The sequence below is a fragment of the Amycolatopsis kentuckyensis genome (assembly GCF_002155975.1).
In the GTDB taxonomy this organism is placed as follows: domain Bacteria; phylum Actinomycetota; class Actinomycetes; order Mycobacteriales; family Pseudonocardiaceae; genus Amycolatopsis; species Amycolatopsis kentuckyensis.
On the sequence record NZ_MUMI01000080.1, the window covers coordinates 28,285 to 45,854 of the forward strand.

10 protein-coding genes are annotated in these 17,570 nt (G+C 71.6%); 7 read left to right on the plus strand and 3 right to left on the minus strand.

Annotation, left to right across the window (positions count from 1 at the left end):
* Positions 1-401: 401 nt before the first annotated feature.
* The 7 genes from CCN39_RS08820 to CCN39_RS08850 all read left to right on the plus strand — a co-directional run bounded on the left by CCN39_RS08820 (position 402) and on the right by CCN39_RS08850 (position 13,948).
* Positions 402-1,754 (plus strand): hypothetical protein, encoded by a 1,353-nt coding sequence (locus CCN39_RS08820; RefSeq protein WP_086840191.1) that lies wholly within the window; start codon positions 402-404, stop codon positions 1,752-1,754.
* On the plus strand, positions 1,741-3,867 hold the full coding sequence (locus tag CCN39_RS08825; protein WP_143263991.1) for a CHAT domain-containing protein: 2,127 nt from the start codon (positions 1,741-1,743) through the stop codon (positions 3,865-3,867). The genes CCN39_RS08820 and CCN39_RS08825 overlap by 14 nt, the downstream gene beginning before the upstream one ends.
* Complete coding sequence (locus tag CCN39_RS08830) at positions 3,864-8,363, plus strand: ATP-binding protein (RefSeq protein WP_086840196.1); 4,500 nt, start codon at positions 3,864-3,866, stop codon at positions 8,361-8,363. The genes CCN39_RS08825 and CCN39_RS08830 overlap by 4 nt, the downstream gene beginning before the upstream one ends.
* Positions 8,360-9,379: a hypothetical protein gene (locus CCN39_RS08835; protein ID WP_086840198.1), complete on the plus strand. Its 1,020-nt coding sequence runs from the start codon at positions 8,360-8,362 to the stop codon at positions 9,377-9,379. The genes CCN39_RS08830 and CCN39_RS08835 overlap by 4 nt, the downstream gene beginning before the upstream one ends.
* A gap of 154 nt (positions 9,380-9,533) precedes the next feature.
* Positions 9,534-12,593 (plus strand): ATP-binding protein, encoded by a 3,060-nt coding sequence (locus CCN39_RS08840; protein ID WP_244210671.1) that lies wholly within the window; start codon positions 9,534-9,536, stop codon positions 12,591-12,593.
* Between the two features lie 193 nt (positions 12,594-12,786).
* Entirely contained in the window at positions 12,787-13,254 is a 468-nt protein-coding gene (locus tag CCN39_RS08845) for a hypothetical protein (protein ID WP_086840202.1), read from the plus strand.
* Positions 13,223-13,948 (plus strand): GNAT family N-acetyltransferase, encoded by a 726-nt coding sequence (locus CCN39_RS08850; RefSeq protein ID WP_208630182.1) that lies wholly within the window; start codon positions 13,223-13,225, stop codon positions 13,946-13,948. The genes CCN39_RS08845 and CCN39_RS08850 overlap by 32 nt, the downstream gene beginning before the upstream one ends.
* A 33-nt stretch (positions 13,949-13,981) precedes the next feature.
* Here CCN39_RS08850 and CCN39_RS08855 read toward each other — a convergent pair whose 3' ends face one another.
* The 3 genes from CCN39_RS08855 to CCN39_RS08865 all read right to left on the minus strand — a co-directional run.
* On the minus strand, positions 13,982-14,785 hold the full coding sequence (locus tag CCN39_RS08855; protein WP_086840216.1) for an LLM class flavin-dependent oxidoreductase: 804 nt from the start codon (positions 14,783-14,785) through the stop codon (positions 13,982-13,984).
* Positions 14,786-14,835: 50 nt separating this feature from the next.
* Positions 14,836-16,293: a glycoside hydrolase family 43 protein gene (locus CCN39_RS08860; protein ID WP_086840204.1), complete on the minus strand. Its 1,458-nt coding sequence runs from the start codon at positions 16,291-16,293 to the stop codon at positions 14,836-14,838.
* Positions 16,294-16,345: 52 nt separating this feature from the next.
* A partial coding sequence (locus CCN39_RS08865; protein WP_086840218.1) for a DUF1996 domain-containing protein occupies positions 16,346-17,570 on the minus strand: 1,225 nt, incomplete at its 5' end.

The window sequence follows — 17,570 nt, forward strand, 5'->3', positions numbered from 1 at the left end:
CAATCCACTGCCTCTCGCTCGATGAGTGGACCATGTACCTCGTATTCGCTCGCGGGCGAAAACGGGTTCACGCGGTCCCGGCACAGCGGGCTCTCGCCCGTCGCGAGAGGACGCCGGCGCGCGAGCGGACGTGAGACGGCGATCGTCGGTGTCACCGGAGTGGTTGTCGCTGCGGGGTATGGGTTCGCGCCACCTAGATAGGATCGTGACGGCTCGACGACGATCCTTCGTCGCTTCTCCGTGCGGTGGACGAAGTGGAAAAGGCCCGTCTGGTGTGGCAGGCGATGGCGCGAAGTGTGGCACCGCACGGCGACGACAGCACGGTGATCTCTGGGGGCGGGGTGTAACCAACCGCGTTCCTCCGGCGACTCATCGGTGACGACGAGCACGCGGGAGGGAACGTGGCTTCGGCGGCCGCGACGATCGGCGGCGATGTCGGGCGGCTGACCCGCCGGGTCGCGCGCAGCAGGACAGCCGTGGATGCGCTCGCCGCGCAGATCCGCGGCTGGCTGGACCTGCGCCGGGGGGATCCGCTGTTCCACCGGTTCGCCTCGCATCTGCACACGCTGGACACCGTCCTGAGCCGGATGCTCGACCGGCTCGCCGTCGAGCTCGCCGTCGAGGCGCCGGACACCGCCGCCGGGTACGAACGGTGCCGGCGCGCCGATCGTGGGCTGGCCACGGTGCGGCGGTTGTTCCTCTGGTACGCCGAGAAGTACGACCAGCGCCTGCCGGACGGTCATCCCGCCGTGCTCGGGGCCGCCGACGAGCTCGCCCGCAGTTGCTGGGGTGAGGGGTTCGCCGCGCTGAAGCGCAAGCCGCCGACCGGGCCGCTGTGTTTCGTCGACAACCGGGTGGACGCCCTCGCCCGGCGCCGCTGCGAAGTCCCCTCGGAGCTGCGGCCCGCGGTCGACGATCCGGTCGCCGAGTTCGTCGACCGGCTGCCGATCCCGGTGATCGCGCTGCCCGAAACCGCGGTGCGCGAAGGCTGGTGGCTCGTGCTCGCCGCCCACGAGACCGGCCACCACGTGCTGCTGGACCTCGACCTCGCCGGCGCCGTCCGCGCGGCCCTGCGCGACGCCGTCCGGCCTGACTTGGTTCAGGACTGGACCCGATGGCACAACGAGGTTTTCGCCGATCTGTACTCGGTGCTCATGGTCGGCCCGGCCGCGGCCTGGGCGATCGACGAGCTGCAGTACGGCCCACCGGAACACCTGCTCCGTCCTCGTGGCGGCTACCCGGCGCCGCTGGTCCGGCTCGCCTTCCTCGGCGAGACGCTCAAGGCGCTCGGCGCGCCGGATGACGTTCCCGACGCCGCCGTGGCCGCCGCGGCCGAGGACGCCGCCGCGGCCACGCACCTGGCCGTGCTGCCCGACGTCGTGCACGCGCTGCTCGACGTTCGGCTCGGCACCGGCACCTTGCGCTCGCTCGCACTCGACGAGGTCGTCACCCCCGGGCAGCGCCTGCGGTCGTGGGCGGCGCAGCTGACCCGGCCCGAGCCGGCGATCGGCGCGCTCGGCTCGCCGGAAGCGCCGCGCGTGCTCGCCGCCGCGGCCGTGCACCGCTATCGTGCGCTCACCAGCGCCGGCAAGGACGACGCGCTGGGAGCGTTGCACACCGGTACGGTGTCGACGCTGGCGCGCAGTGGCGCACCGGGAGTGCTCGCGCCGCCTGGGGAACCGGAACTCGAGGAGCTGGCCGACGCGTTGGGTGAGCTGCTCGTCGAAAGGGCCGCCGACGGTGAACCTGCCTAGAATCGTCATCGACGTCGCGCCGCGCGGGCCGGGCTGGCTCGTGCGGGTCTCCGGCGATGGCCTCTCGGCGGAGTTCGCCATGGAGTCGATGACCGTCGACTGCGACGACCGCGAGCTGACCGTGCCCCACCGGGGCGAAATCGACGGGGTCGAGCTGGGCAAGCGGCTGACCCGGATCGAGAACCGGCGCACCGGCGACGGAGACGTCTACGCCTACGGGGAATGGCTGTTCACCTGCCTGCTCGAACCGGTGTGGGCCGATATCGTCGACCTGCCGTGCGTCAAGGAGGCGAAGGGCGTCGAGCTCGCGTTGCGCTGGCCGCTCGACCAGGTCGTGCTGCACCAGATGACCTGGGAAGCCATGTGCCACAACGGGATCCCGCTGGCGAACGACGCCGGGCTGCTGGTCGGCATCACCCGGCTGGTCCCGAGGCAGGCTCGTGCGCTGGACACGATCCAGCGAACGCCGCGGGTGCTGTTCGCGGTCGGCGGCGCACTGCTGGACGACACGATCCGGCCCGGCGCGATGTTCATGGGGCTGCTGCGAGCCTTCGACGCCGACGGCGTGTGCGCCGCGAAGGCCGTGCAAGGCGTCAAGGTCGAGGACCTGGCCCGGCACTGCGCGGAATTCCAGCCGGACGTGGTCCACCTCGTGGCGCACGGCGACGTGGTCGACGGCCGTGGCGCGATCCGGCTGGCCGACGGCTGGGCGAACGCGGACGTCCTCGTGCCCGCGCTGACCAGCGGCGGCGCAAGCCCGATCGCCGTCGTGCTCAGCGCGTGCCGCACCGGATCCGGGGAGACCGCGGAGCCGATGCCGTCGGGCCCGCTGGCCGCCGAGCTGGTGGCGCGGGGCATCCCGATCGTGTCGGCGGTCGCGGGCGAGGTCAGCGAGCAGGCGTGCCGCCTCTACAGCCGCCGCCTGGTCGAAGCGATCAGCGACGGGACTCCGCTGGCCAAGGCCGTCGCCGAGGGGCGCCGGGCCGCGCTGAGCCGGATCGAGCCGGGACGGCAGCTGGACTGGGCGATGCCCGCGCTGTTCGTCGCCGAGTCGGTGGCGCCGGACTTCCGCCCGGTGAACCGCGAAGCCGCGGCATGGCTGATCAAGGCCGCCCGGGACCTGCAGCTGCGGCAGGCACCGGTGTTCATCGGCCGCGCCGCGATCCTCGAGCACGTGGACGACATGTTCGACCTGCGCCGCCCGCTCGGGGTGATCGGCGTGGTGCGGCACGGCTCGCTGTCCGGCCTCGGCGGTACGCGGCTGCTCCGGGAGATGGGCTACCAGCTGCTGATGCGCGGACACGTCCCGCTGGTGCTGGGACCGTACGCGCCGACGAAATCGCCCGCGGACCTGCGTGGCTTCGTGGCCGAGGTGTTCGGTTCGGTGCTGAGGCTGGCCGAAGAATTCGAGCTCACGCTGCCCCGCTTCAAGCTCCTCGATCCGTACTACCCCGAGAGCGTGCAGGAAGGCTCGCTGGAGGCGCTGACGCTGGCCCTCGACGGGTTCGTCCGTGCTCCCGACCGGCTCGTGGCCGGTCTGGTCCGGCTGTCGCTCGGCCACGACCTCGCGGCGTTCGCCGAGGTGACCGAGGCGCTGGGAGAGCCGTTCGGGACACACAGCAGAGTGGTGCTGCTCGCGGACGAAATCCACCGCTGGCCGTTCGTCGAGGAGCTGATCGCGATCCTGCGAGAGGCGGGCGAGAAGGGCCTCGGCCGTCCGGACCGCGCCGCGCCCTTCGTGTTCACCGCTTCGCTGGCGGAAAACGAATGCGGACCATTGCTGAGGTCGTTCAGTGAAGTCAAATACGGCCAGCCCGGCTACGCCTTCCCGCCGCTGGAGGCGCTGGACGACGACGAGGCGCTGCTCGGGTTCCAGTGGATCCTGCTCAATCCCTGGCGGCGCGACACCGAGGCCGAGCGCAAGGTCTACGCGGCCAAGCCCGACGCCGACCGGGACTTCGTGCGGTCGCTGTTCGACATGCTCGACGGCAAGCCCGCACACGTCCGCAACCCGTTGTTCTACAAGGTCGCGCATTCGCTGCAGCTGAGCGGTGCCTTCGTCGCCGACGACGATTTCGCCACCTGGACCCGCTACCTGGGGCTGATGCGATGAGCGAGTTCACGGCCGAAGAGCTGCTGCGGCAGCTGAAGGAATGGCAGGAGGACGCGCCGGCGCGGGCGTTCGCCGAGTTCGACGACGGGACGCTGTGCCTGCTCGGCCTGCTCCCGGAGTGGACACCCGAGCTGGCCGGCCGGCTCGGCCTGCACTGGAGCGGCGTGCTGGCCGAATTCGTCGAGCGGCTCGCGCAGGCCGACCTCGTCGAGTACCGGCAGGCGGCGGGGGGAGTGCTGCGGTCGTTCTGGGTCCGTCCGCACCGCCGCCGGGAACTGGGCGACTACCTGCGCGACCGGATGGACCCCATGGTCGTCGTCGGCTTCTACGAGGAGGTCTGCACCCGAGTCGCCGGCCAGCGGCTGCCGGAGCTGCGCACCTGGCTGCAGGTCCGGGATTTCCAGGCCGACCCGTCCGGCGGCCTGCTGCTCGACCGGATCGAAACCCTCCTTCGCGAGGACGATCTGCCGGCCGCGGCGACGGTCGTGACGACGTCGCGGGTGGTCGGCGAGATCATCGGCGGGCCGCTCGAGGACGCGGTGAAGCGGGCGAAGTGGCGGCTCGACCGCGAGTACCGCACGCGCGACGACCTCGGGCACCTGGACGGCTACCACCGGCGGGCGGAGATCGAAGGCGCGCTGACCGACCTGGTCACCCGCCGCGACGAGCGGTGGGCGGTGCACCTGTTCGGCAACGCGGGCGTCGGCAAGACGATGACCGTGCGCTACCTGGCGTCCGGGAAGCTGGCCGAGGACCACGGAATCCCGCGCTTCCCGGTGGCGCGCGTGGACTTCGACCACCTCGATCCGCGCTACCCGGAGCGGCGCCCGGCCGAGCTGCTCCTCGCGATGACCGACGAGCTGCTCGGGTTCGCCACCTCACGGGGCGCCGAGCACCGCTACCGCGCGGTCCGCGATGCCGCCGACGCGGTGCACGAGGAGCTTTCGCGCTCCGATCCCGACCGGAGCAGCGTCGAAGACCTGCGGGTGAAAGCGATCAACCGGTTCGCCGAATTCCTCGGCGAACTGCCGTCGCCGGTCGTGCTGGTGCTCGACACGTGCGAGGAGCTCGCGAAGCTGTACGCGGCGGGCGCCAGTGCCCCGGCCATCGATCAGACCTTCGACCTGCTGGAACGCCTGCACAAGCGGAATTCCGGCGTGCGGGTGGTGCTCGCCGGGCGCCGCTACCTGGTCAAGCCGGACGACGCGTCCTACAGCGGCCCGATCCTGCACCGCCACGACTACGTCCGGGTCGTGCCGATGCGCGGGTTCACCCGCGACGACGCGCTCGGGTACTTCGGCGAACGGGAGATTCCCGAACGGCTGCACCGGGTCCTGCTGGAGCGCTCGGCCGACGGCGACCGGTACAACCCCTTCGAGCTGGCCGGGTTGTGCGACTGGGTGCGGGACGAGTCGAACTTCGACCTCGCCGCGCTGGCCGCGACGGTCGTGGATCCCTATGTCGAGCGCCGGATCCTCAGCCGGATCCAGGATCGCGACGTCCTCGCGGCCCTGCCGGTGGCGGTGGCGCTCGGGGCGTTCGACCGGGCCTTGATCACCCCGGCGCTGACGCGGCTCGGGGTGGACGTCGCGGCAGCCTTCGACGGTCTTTCCGCGCAGGAGTGGGTGCAGGTCCGCCACGTCGGAGACGACGGCATGCCGCGGGTGATCGAGGTCGACGAACACCTCCGCGAGCGGTTGCGCGCGGTGCTCGAACGCTCGGACCGCCCGGCGGCGGACCTGGCCGCGCTGGGCCGGGACGCGGCCGCGGTGATCCGCCGGGGACCGCTGCCGGAGGTGGCGACCGCGACGGTCCTGGCGGCGGTCCGGCTGCTTCCCCCGGCCGAAGCCGGGGTGCTGTGGGACGAGATCGACGACGAGATCCTGCGTCACGGCGAATGGGCGTGGGCACTGCAGGTGGCGCCGCGGGTGGCGGCGATGGAGCGAGCCCGGATCCGTGACCACGCCCCGACCGTCCTGGCCGCGGTCCTGGCCACGGAGGCCTCGGCGCGCATCCACAGTGGACACCACGAGGGGCTGGCCGCGCTCTGGGACACCGTCGGCACCCATGCCGTCCGGCATCCGGCTCCCTCGGCCGTGCACGTGCTCGTCTCGCGAGCCGAACTCGGCGAGATCGCGGCCGGGAACCTCCGGGACCGGCTGGTCGTACACCAGCCCCCGGACGCCGCGCTCGCGGCGCTGGAGGCCATGGTGGCCGCGTCGCTCGACGTCACCGACGATGTCCTGCGGCTCATCGAGACGCTGGGGCCGGGCGACCGGTCGATCGCGGACGGGGCGTTCGTCATGCTCGCCGGGCGGTGGCTGCAGAGCCGGGACGTCGAGGGGATCGCCGAGCTGCTCGACGAACGGCTCGCCGCCTTCGGCGCGGACCGCGAGCCCGAGGTCTGGCCGGACTGGGTGGCTCCCCGCGGGCTGGGTGACCGGCTGCGCCTGGGGCGAGTGCTGATCGCGCTCCACGGCGGCAAACCGCTCGACGAGGAAACCCAGCGCAGGTGGCGGGACGAGGCGAACGGCGGCTACGGCGACATCGATTCCGACCGGCTGTACGCCGCGCTGGTCGACTACCGGTTGGCCCACACCGTCGATTTCGCGCCGGCGGGTTCGCTCACGATCCCGCCCGGAGAGCCGGTTCCCTGGCTGCACAGCGGGTTTGCCCGTGCTCTGGTGATCGTGCTCGCGGACGCGCTGACGCTGCAAGGCCACTACGCCGACGCTGCCCGAATCCTGAACGACCACCGGGCGGCGGCCGTCGCCGCGGGCGATCAGGCGGAAATCATCACGGCCTGCGACCTCGCGTTGCTGCGGCTGTGCCGTGCGGCGCGTTCGACGCAGTACGCGCCGGTGCAGGGGCTCGCCTACGACGGCTCGCCGCGGTTGCGCGACGAAGCCTGGCTCGTGTTGAGACTTCTCGGCGAGGCCGACGATCCCCGGTGGGCCGAATACTGCTCGCCCTACGGCCGGTGGCGCTGCGACCCGTCTCGCGGGGAGCCACCCGACCCCACCGGATGGGCGGTGGACCACCTCGACATCTGGGAATCGGCACCGTACGCCGACGGCGCGCAGTTCCCCGTCGGTGGTGTTCTCGCCGAAGGCCGCGGCTACCTGATGTCGGGTGAGATCCAGGCTCTGCTCGGATCCCGGGCAGAGGCGGGCCCTCTGCTCCGCCACGCCAGGAGCAACTTGGCCGCCGGGGGCTGTCAGCGCGGCGTCGACTACGCGAACGAGTTGCTGCTCCAGCCCCCGGCCCGCCCCGAACCCGCGGACCCGAGCCGGTGGCGGTTGTTCGCCGACTGGGCACGCTCCCGGTTCGCCGTGGCCGGGCAGTCCGTGCACGGCTTCGGGTACCGCTTCCGGCGGTTGCGGGCCACGCGTACCGTGGCCGAGTTCGTGTTCTGGCTCGTCGTGGGCACGCTGTTCGGCTGCGTCGGGGCCGGCGTGGTCGCGTTCTTCGGGGGTTCACCCTTCTGGATGGTCGTCGTCGGCCTGGTGCCGTTGGTCTTCTACCTGGCTGTTTGCGTGAGCGAGTCGGGCCGGATGTTCGAGACGCGACGGGTGGTGCTGGCGCCTGACGGCGAGCACCTCGCGGTGACCGTCTTCCCGCACCAGGAGCCGGAGAAGTTCGGCCGTGAGCCCAGGAGGTCCCGGGAGCGGGACCGGCTCGCCACGGCCGTGTGGACCGACGAGTTCGAGTGGGACGGGACGGAACTGCCCGAGGCCATCCGGCGAGTGCCCCTCTTCGCCGAGCCGTGGATCGCGGTCGACGTCTTCGTCGTGCTCCTCGACGCTCCCCGTGACCTGCAGTTCATCGGCTCCTGGGAACGGGCCTTGACGGCCGGCCTGTCCGCTCGGGTGATAGCGCGCCTGGTGCTGGTCCGGTGGCTGCCCGGCGTGCGCCGGACGATCCTGCTCCAGGAGTGGCGGGAGCGCTCGGAGGCGTTCCACGGGCCGGTCCGGCTGCGGCCCGGCCGGGCCTGGAACGACGTTCCGGGGCCACGACGGCTGGTCCAGCTGGTCGGGACACCGGTGCGGTCGTCGGCGGGCTGGCAGATCCGGGTGCGGGACGCGAGTGGCCAGGCCGCCCGGGAGACCAGCCGGGGCGCCGAACACCGCGAAGAGCTGTTCGACCTGCAGACGGTGACCCGCGAGAAAGTCGCGCTGCTCGTGCTGCAGGCCGAGCCCGCCGACGGTCCGCCCCGGCCGTTGGACAGCGACCACGACGGATTCGTCCGGGCCGCCGCGGCGGCGATGGACAACGCGGCGGACGCGGTGCTCGTTCTGCCGCCGTTGCCCGACGACCTGGCCAAGGACGCGGTCGACCTGATCTGGCGGTCGGTCGGCCGGGCGGAAGTGCTGAACGCCGCGAAACTGACCGGGCTCGTCGCGAGCCTGAAAACGATGGTGTACAAGGCGGAACGCCCCGCGGCCGACGCGTGCGTCGACGTTCTGGTGTTCATGCGCAGCCAAGGAGGGCCATGACCGAGTTCGCGCGCCGTGCCGGGGAACGGGTGAAGGCCTGGTTCAGCGCCAACGCCGAGCACGTCACCCTGAAGTTCTTCCCCGAGCCCGATGCCGTACCCCTCGTGCCCGGCGACGGGTACGTCCGCCTGTGGCTGGCCGAAGGCTTTCTCGCCAAGGCGGTCAGCTGGGGCAACAAGCACTTCCCGGCCTTGCACGGCGGAGTGACGCTCACGTTCGCCAACCAGCTGACGCCGTTCACGCGCTTCACGAAACCGGCCGCGACGCTGGCCGCGCCCGGGGCGTACATCGACTACCCGATGACGCCGCTGCTGCCGTTCGCCGGCGGGACGGTGGAGGTCGAGGCCGCGCTGTACCAGGCGTCGGTGGCGGGTCCGCTGGCCGCCGCGGTCGCGATCGGCGGGAGCATCGCGTCGCTGATCGGGCCGCCGCTGAGCGTGGCCGCGGCCATCGCGGACAAGGTCGGTACCGGACTCGACACGGTGCTGGCCACGCAGGACGAAAAGCCGGTGCTCGGCCTGCACCACACACTCGTCGCCGCGGGCGGGGGCGGCCAGGTGCTGAGCGGCGGGCACCTCGTGGTCGTCAACGCGCCGGAACGAGAGGTACCGCCGAGCCTGCGGATGGCGGAGGGCAGGCTGCGGACCGACACCGGCCTGCTGACCGGGTTCGACTACCTGGTGGTGCGCGTCGAATGCCGTACCCAGCACGATGAGCTGCGCTTTCCGAACCTGGCCGAGCTGGAGCAGCGGGCCGCCTACGAATGGCAGACGGACAACGTGGAGCGCTACCGCGAAATCCGCGCTCAGGCCGTCGCGGAGGCGCTGGGGTCGCCGGACCTGATCGCGCGCGACCGCACCGTGGTCGCGCGGTACGTCGCTGACCGCTTCGACGCGCTGAAGGAGTTCGGGGCGGTGCCCGGCGAGGAAGGCGGATTCGACCCGATCCCGGCCCACCTGCTGCCCGGCCAGGACGAGGTGGCCGGCCTGACCCTGGACGACCTGCTCCGGGACTGATCCGGGGCCGCTTCTCCGTCGGCGGAATTGCTGTCCATCGGCCAATGAGAGCCGGGAATGGTTGATGTTGACCTTCGCTCGCCATTGATTTTTACGTCGGTTTTACCCGAAAGACCATTCGTCCGCTCCGACACGCCGTTCGCCGACGCCACGATTGCCGCCCCGGCGGGCCCGTCCATACCCTCGAATCCTGGGCACGTGCGTGGGGGGAAAAATGGAGCACTCACGGCTGGTTGTCCACCGCACGGTACTCGCGGTGGATATCGAAAACTACGGTCACCGCGGTCGGACCACGCCGAACCGCCTGGTGGTCCGGCACGGTCTCGACCTCGCACTCCGCCACGCCTTCAAGGAGGCCGGGGTGCCCTGGTTCGACTGCCGGCACGAGAGCACCGGCGACGGAACTCTCGTGCTCGTGCCGGCGCAGGTCCTCAAGGGTCCCTTTGTCGAGGTTCTTTCCGGGTCTCTGGCCGGAGAACTCCGGCGGCACAATGAGACACACCGGGCAGAAGAGCGGATCCGGCTGCGAATGGCGCTGCACGCGGGAGAAGTCGCCTACGACGACCAGGGCGCGACCGGACCTGCGATCAATCAGACATTTCGCCTCATCGAGGCACCGCAGCTCAAGATCGCTTTGGCCGAATCGCCGGGAACGCTCGCACTGATCACTTCGAGCTGGTTCTTCGACGAAGTCGTCCGCAGCAGCACGTTGGTGGACGCCGCCACGTTCCGGCCGGTGCAGGTGGCGGTGAAGGAGACGGTCACCGTCGGCTGGATCAGCCTGCCGGACCACCCGTATCCGCCGAGTGCCGGGCAGCTCCTCCCGGAGGAACCGGAGCAGCCGCCGCGGCGGCCGGAAGCGGTGCCCTTCCCGGCCCCGGTGAGCGGCCGCTCCACGCTTCCCCGCGACCTCCCCGCCTTCACCGGCCGCGGTCGGGAGCTGGCCGAGCTCACGGCGACGGTGTCCACCGCCGCCGGCCAGGGCACCCTGGGGATGGCCGTACACGTCGTGGACGGCATGCCGGGCATCGGGAAGACGACGTTCGCGGTCCGCGCCGCCTACCAGCTCGCCGGCTGTTTCCCCGACGGCCAGGTCTTCCTCGAACTGCACGGCCACAGTCCCGGGCAAGCACCGGTGGATCCCGGTGACGCCCTGGCTTCGCTGCTGCTCCTCTGGGGCGTCCCGGCGATCGACATCCCCGCCGGCCTGGACGACCGCGCCCGGTTGTGGCGGGAGAAACTGGCGGGGCGGAAGATCCTGTTGCTGCTCGACGACGCCGTCGGTGACGAGCAGGTCCGGCCGCTGTTGCCGGGCAGCCCCGGAAGCCTGGTGCTGATCACCAGCCGGCGGCGGATCGAGTCCGTCGCCGACGCCGGCCCCGTCTCGTTGCAGACCCTCCCGCCGCAGGACGCCGCCGCGATGTTCCAGCGCTACACCGGGGCACGTCGGTACGATCCCCGGGCCGTCGCCGAGCTGATGGCGCTGTGCGGGTACCTGCCGCTGGCCATCACGCTCACGGCCGGCCGGCTGCGGAACCACCCCTGCTGGACGCCCGAGCAGCTGGCCGAGGACCTCCGGCGCTCCCGCAACCGGATCAGGATGCTTCGCGCGGGCGATCGAACCGTCGCCGCGGCGTTCGACCTCTCCTACCGGGACCTGCGCCCGGACGAGAAACGGCTCTTCCGCCGCCTCGCCCTCCACCCCGGCACCCAGATCGAAGGACACGCGGCGGCGGCGCTCGACGGAGAAGATCCGGAAACGACCGGTGAACGCCTCGATGCGCTGTACCTCAACCACCTGCTGGAGGAAGTGGCACCCGGCCGCTACCGCCTGCACGATCTGACGCGGGCCTACAGCCTGACGCTGAGCAGCGAAGACGGTGACGACAAAGCCTTCGAACGGCTGCTCGACCACTACCTCCACGCGGTCCGGTCCGCCACTCGATTCGTCGCCACCCGCGGCCCGCGCCCGGAGATCGCCGCCGAGCCGCCGGTGGGAGCGCACGAATTCGCGTCGGAAGGCGAGGCGATCGCGTGGTTGGGCGCGGAGCGCGCGAACCTCGGTGCCTGCATCGGTTTTGCGGCGGCCCACGACCACGTGCACCGGGCCGCGGAACTCGCCGTCGCTCTCCACCCGTATCTCGAGCAGCACGGATACTGGCACGACGCGCACCGGCTCGACCAAGCCGTGCTGGCCGCGGAACGAGCGACCGGCAACCTCACGGACGAAGCAGCCACCCGCGCCGATCTGGGCCGGGTGCAGAGCCTGCTCGGCGACCATCCCGCGGCGCTCGAAGACCTCATCCGAGCGCGGGACCTGTATGCCGGATCCGGCGATCGGCTCGGCGAAGCCGCGGCGCTGGCCGAAATCGGGTTCGCGCGGATGGAGCTCTCCGAATACCCGGAGGCGATCGAGTACCTCACCCGGGCCCGCGCGCTGTACGAGAAGCTGGGGAATTCGTTCGGGATCGCCGGCGCCCTCGCCAGCCTCGCGAGCGTGCAGTTCCGGCTCGGCCGGCACGACGCGGCCCGAGCCGACGGCAAGCGGGCCCTGGCGCTGTACGTCGAGCTCGGCAACCGGCTCGGCGAGGCCCTGAGCTTGCTCTGCATCGGCTGTACTCACGGTGTCTGCGGGGACTACGCGAGCGCGATCGACATCTTCGGGCAGGTGCTTTCCCTGTCTCGCGAACTGGGGGACCGGTACACCGAGGCCAGGGCGTTGAACAACCTGGGCCGGATGCACTTCGAGCTCGGCAACTACGGAATGGCCGACAGCTGTTACAGCAGTGCGCAGATCATCTACAGCCGATTGGACAGCCGAACCCGGGAAGCGGTCGCCCTGAACAACCTCGGCCGGCTGCACCACGCGGGCGGCAACTTCAGGCTGTCGCTCCGGTACCTGAAGCGCGCCCAGGTCCTGTTCGCCGGGGACCGGGCGTGGCAGGCCGAAAACCTCAACAACCTCGGCGGTCTCGCGCTGGCCTGGCCCGAAGCGGGCGACCCCGGCGAGCTCTACCGCCAAGCCCTCGACCGGTCGAGAGCCATCGGAATCCGCCTGCAGGAAGGCCGAGCGCTCGAAGGGCTCGGTCGATGTTCGTTGAGAGCCGACGACATCCCGGACGGCGTCGCCCGGCTGCGGGAGGCACTGGCCGTGTTCGACGAGCTGAAGGCTCCGGAGGCGAAAGCGGTGCGGGCCGCTCTCGCGAACCTGTGATGGCCGGCGGGCGACCGGAGCCACCGTCGTCGAGCCTGGTCGTGACGTGTTTTCCGGGGCTACGCTGAGGCGATGGCCCTGGGGATGGACCGGCCCACGACGACGCACCGCCGGTGGCAGAACACCTTTCCGGCCGGGGCCATCGTCCTCGGGCGGCGGCACGACCGGCGGCGCGCCGCGCCGACCCGGCCGGGTGCGCACGCTCGACGAAACCGACGACGACCAGGCTTGGACGTGGGTGCTCGTGATCGGGACGGTCGCCGGCGGGAGCGGGCTGGTGCTTTCGGTCATCGCCGCGGTGAACTGGCGTCGCCGCCACCGCGCGGTCCTCGCCACCGGCTGGCGGATCGCTTCGGTGACCGTCGTGCCGGACTACCCGGTCCGCCGGGGCAGGCACCTGCCGGACATCGAAGGCGCCTACCGCGACGGCCCGGAGCAGACGGCGTTCGCGCAACGCAAGCTCCGCCGGTTCCTGATCGCGATGGCGATCTGGTACGCGCTGCTGATCACGACCGCGGTCCTGCTGCTGGTGCGGGACCTGCTGTGGCCCTTGGTCTTCGTCGGGGTGGTGGGCTCGCTCGCGCCCGCGCTCCTCGCGCAGGTCCACTTCACCCGGACAGGGGACAAGAGTGCGGGAACTTCGCTTCGACGCCGCCGGTGATCCGGTGCTTTCCTACCTCCGGCGGGAGAACGCGGGGCGGCCGTGGGCGGATCGGGTGGAGGTCCTCGGCGACGGCGCCGCGGACGTCGCCCTGCGTGAGATGTCCGGCTGGGTGGCCACGGCCCCGCGGTCCCTTGCCGAAGAACTCGTGGCCCGTGGCGCGCGGCTGGTCCGGGCGGCCCATCGCATGACCTGTGACCTGTCCCGTCCTCGGGAAGGCGGGGAGAGCTCGGCGTCGCCGCTCCGGTGTGAACCGTTCGCCGGGCCCGTCGACGACCTGATCCCGGCCTGGCGGGCCGCGTATGCGCCCGGTCATCCGGACTACCGGCACGAGTACGAGGACCTCGCCGCGGTGCGTGACCGGTTCGAGGCGCTGGTGGCCGGAACGGCGTACGGGCCGTTGTCCCCGTTGAGTGGTGTGGTCCGCCACGACGGCGTGGTGGTGGCGGGGCTGCTGATCAACGACTTCCCGGGTGAGGTGCCCTGGGGCGGCTTCCTGATCACGGACTTGTTCCGGCACCCGGCGTACCCGGGGGCGGGGACGCTGCTGCTCCGGTGGACGCTCGCCCGCGCGGCCGCGGCGGGGCTCGGGGTGGTCGGCCTGGTCGTCACGGACGGCAATCCGGCGCGCCGCCTCTACGAGCGGCACGGATTCGAGGTCTTCGAGAGCCCGGTGACCGTCGCGATTCCCTGACACCCGCGCACGGCGCCGGACTGGGGTGAGCGCTCAGGAGCGGGGGCCGTCGCGCAGGACGCCGCGGACGTGGTCGACGGACAGCGATTCGGGGTCGAAGCCGGTCAAGATCCACGTCGCGCCCGCCGCCGCGTACGGCGAAGGCTCGTCTGCCGGCTCGACCTCCGCGATGTAGTCGAACGGCTCGGTTCCGGCACGCAGCGCCTCGACCTGGGCCACGGCTTCGGCGAAGTGGTCGGCGGAGCCGAGGTTCACCGGGAAGTAGCCGTCGAGGCACGCCGCGCGGCGCATCGGGCGCAGCTTGCCCGGGAAACCCGCCGCCCAGACCGGGATCCGGCGCGCCGGTGTCGGCAGGAACCGGATGCCGTCCACTGTGTAGTGCTCGCCGTGGTGGTCCACGACGTCGCCGGACCAGGCGGCGGCGAGGACGTCCAGTGCTTCGTCGAGCATGCGCGCCCGCACCCGGTCGTCGCACTCCTCCCCGGTGCGGGAGAACTCCTCGCCGAACCGGTCGCTGCCGAGGCCGACGCCGAGCGTGAGCCGGCCGCCGCCGAGCCGGTCGAGGGTGACGGTCTCGCGGGCGAGCTTGGCGGGGCGGCGGCGGGTGATCGCGCTGACCATCGGCCCGAAGCGCAGCGCCGACGTCGTGACGGCGATCGCGGCCAGGGTGATCCACGGATCGGCCACGGCGGCCACCGGCTCGCGCCAGCGCAGGTGGTCCCACACGAAGAAGCCGTGCCAGCCCGCCTCTTTGGCTTCGGCGGCGAGGCGGGCGACGAGCGCAGGGTCGGCCAGGTCGTCGAAGAGCGGGAGCCAGAGCGCGTGCTGTGGGGTCATGGCGGTCACGCTACGACCCGGCTCTCATCGTGAAAAGCAATGAAAACCGCTCAATTCGATAAGCTCTGCCGATGTTCGACGTCGGTCGAGTAGCGGAATTCGCTCAGGCCGGCAACGCCGTCGAGGACGCGCACGCCGATCATGCGGCCCGTGAAGCCCGCGGCGACCTCGGTGGACAGGTACCGTCCGTCGAACGAACCCAGGACGTCCGCCCGGCCCTCGGCGTCCAGGACGGAAAGCTCGATGAGGTCCGGCTCGGTGATCTCCTGGAACGGCCCCGAAACCGGCGGCTCGAGCGCCCGGATCCGCAGGGACACCCGGGAACCGGCCGCGACAGCGGTGACCGTCCGGACGGCCGGGCCGATGGCGACCGTCGCCGTCACCGTGGTGCCGTCCGCCGTGAGGCCGTACCAGTGCCGGTCGTCGATGCGGACGACGAAGGCGGCCGTGCCCCGGGAAACGTCGAGGCGCACCACCGCCGTCCAGTACTCGTCCAGCGCCCGGGTCAGCAAGGATCCACTGAGGACCAGTTCGCCCGGACCGGCCCGGTGGACGACCGGACGCGCGCCCGGAGCCACCCAGCGCGGGTGCAGCCCGGCGGACGCGAAGTCGTCCACGAAGCTGTTGTCCGCCGAGGGCACGGTGAACCGGTCCTCGGCCACCACCGGCCAGCCGTCCACCCAGTCCACGCCGGCCAGGAACGTCTCGCGGCCGTTGACGTGGAACTGCGGGGTCTTGCCGCGCGGCCGGACGCCCAGGTACACCATCGCCCAGCTGCCGTCGGCGCACTGGACCAGATCGGCGTGCCCGGTGTTCTGCACGGGGTGCGTCGTGCTGCGGTGGGTCAGGATCGGGTTCGCCGGCGCCGGCTCGTACGGACCCTCCAGCGTGCGGGCGCGGGCGATGGTGACGGCGTGGCCGCGCTCGGTGCCGCCTTCGGCGAGCAGCAGGTACCACCAGCCGTCGACGCGGTACAGGTGCGGCCCCTCCGGCGCGGCCAGGCCGGTGCCGTTCCACAGCAGCCGGGGCTCGGCGAGCATCGCTCCGGTCTCCAGGTCGATCGGGACGGTCGCGATGCCCGGCAGGTCCGGCCGGAACGAGGCCCACGTGAGGTGGCAGACGCCGGCGGAGTCCCAGCAGAGGTCGGGGTCGATGCCGGTGGTGCCGGGTACGTGGACCGGGTCGGACCACGGGCCCGCCGGGTCCTCCGCCGTCACGATCAGGTGGCCGCCGGCTTCCAGGATGTTCGTGGTGACCAGGTGGAACCGGCCGTCGTGGTGGCGCAGCGTCGGGGCGTAGACGCCCGTGTTCGCCGCGCCGTCGGACGGTGGCAGCTGGCTCGGCCGGGTCAGTGCGTGCCCCACGAGCTCCCAGGACACGAGGTCGGTACTGCGCCGGATCGGGACGCCCGGCACGTACTCGAAGCTCGAATTCGCCAGGTAGTACGTGTCGCCGACCCGGCAGATCGAGGGGTCGGGGTGGAATCCCGGAACGATCGGGACCGTCATCGGTGTCTCCTCACGGGTGCCCGCCGCCGTCCGCGGCGGGCACCCGCGCGGGTCAGGCGTTGCAGGTCTTGTTGCGGTTGATGCAGTTGACGAGCTGGTTCATGATGCTCTGCGACATCACGTTCGCGAAGTCGTCGTGGTCGGACAGGGGGTTGTGCTCTTCGGACGGGAACGAGTCCACTTTGTACTGCTTCTTGACCTGGATGTCGTGCGGGATGTCGTAGACGAGCGTGATCCGCAGCTGGGGCACGGCCTTGAACCCGGCGGCGCAGCGGCCGTTCTGGTCCGGGAACACGATGTGCGTGCGGTGGTTGGCGCTGTCGGTGTTCTTGCCGTCCCAGCAGCTCGGGAAGTCGTGGATCCGCTCGACCTTGCTGCCTTCGGGGCAGATCGGGTACTTGTCGGTGATCCGGTTTTCGAAGCCGGTGCAGGTCCACGCGGCGCGGGTGTTCTTGGTGCCGTTGATGGACGGCTTGGCGTCACCGGTGAGGGCGCGCAGGAACTTCGGCATCGCGACGACCTTGCCGGCGGCGCTGCCGTGGAAGGTGATGCCCACCTTGGCCGGGCGCTGGATTTCGCCGTCGTTGTCGGGCAGCTCGTTGTTGGCGTCCGGGCCGGGCAGCGGCGGCGTGGCCGTCGCACCGCCGTTGCCGCCGTTGTTGTTGCCTTGGCCGAGGGTGCACGGCGCGAGGGCGTCGAGGCCCTGCGGCTTGGCTGCGGTGCGGCCGATCGCGATGGCCATGCGGTCGATGGTGGCGACGCGCTTGTCCTTGAGCGGGCCGAGGATGGCGTTCTGGACGAAGTTGGGGCCGCCCTGGCCCTGGGTGCTGACGAGCCGCTGGTTCGCCTCCTGGATCTGCGTGTTCAGCAGCTGGAGGTTCCGGTCCACTTCGGCCTTGGCCGACGCCGGGACGGCGGGGAGCTTGCTCGCGACGTCCGGGCAGGTGATCTGCTGGGCCGCGCCGCCGGGGGCACCGCCGCCGTTGCTCGCGGGGTTGCCGCCGGTGCCGGCCTGCTCCTTCAGCGTGCAGGGGGCGAGGGCGTCGAGGCCCTGCGGCTTGGCTGCGGTGCGGCCGATCGCGATGGCCATGCGGTCGATGGTGGCGACGCGCTTGTCCTTGAGCGGGCCGAGGATGGCGTTCTGGACGAAGTTGGGGCCGCCCTGGCCGCGGGTGCTGATCAGCCGCTTGTTGGCCTCGTCGATCTGCGTGTCGAGCAGGTCGAGGTTGCGGTTGACCTCGGCCATCGCCGAGTCGGGGACGTCGGGCAGCCGGCTG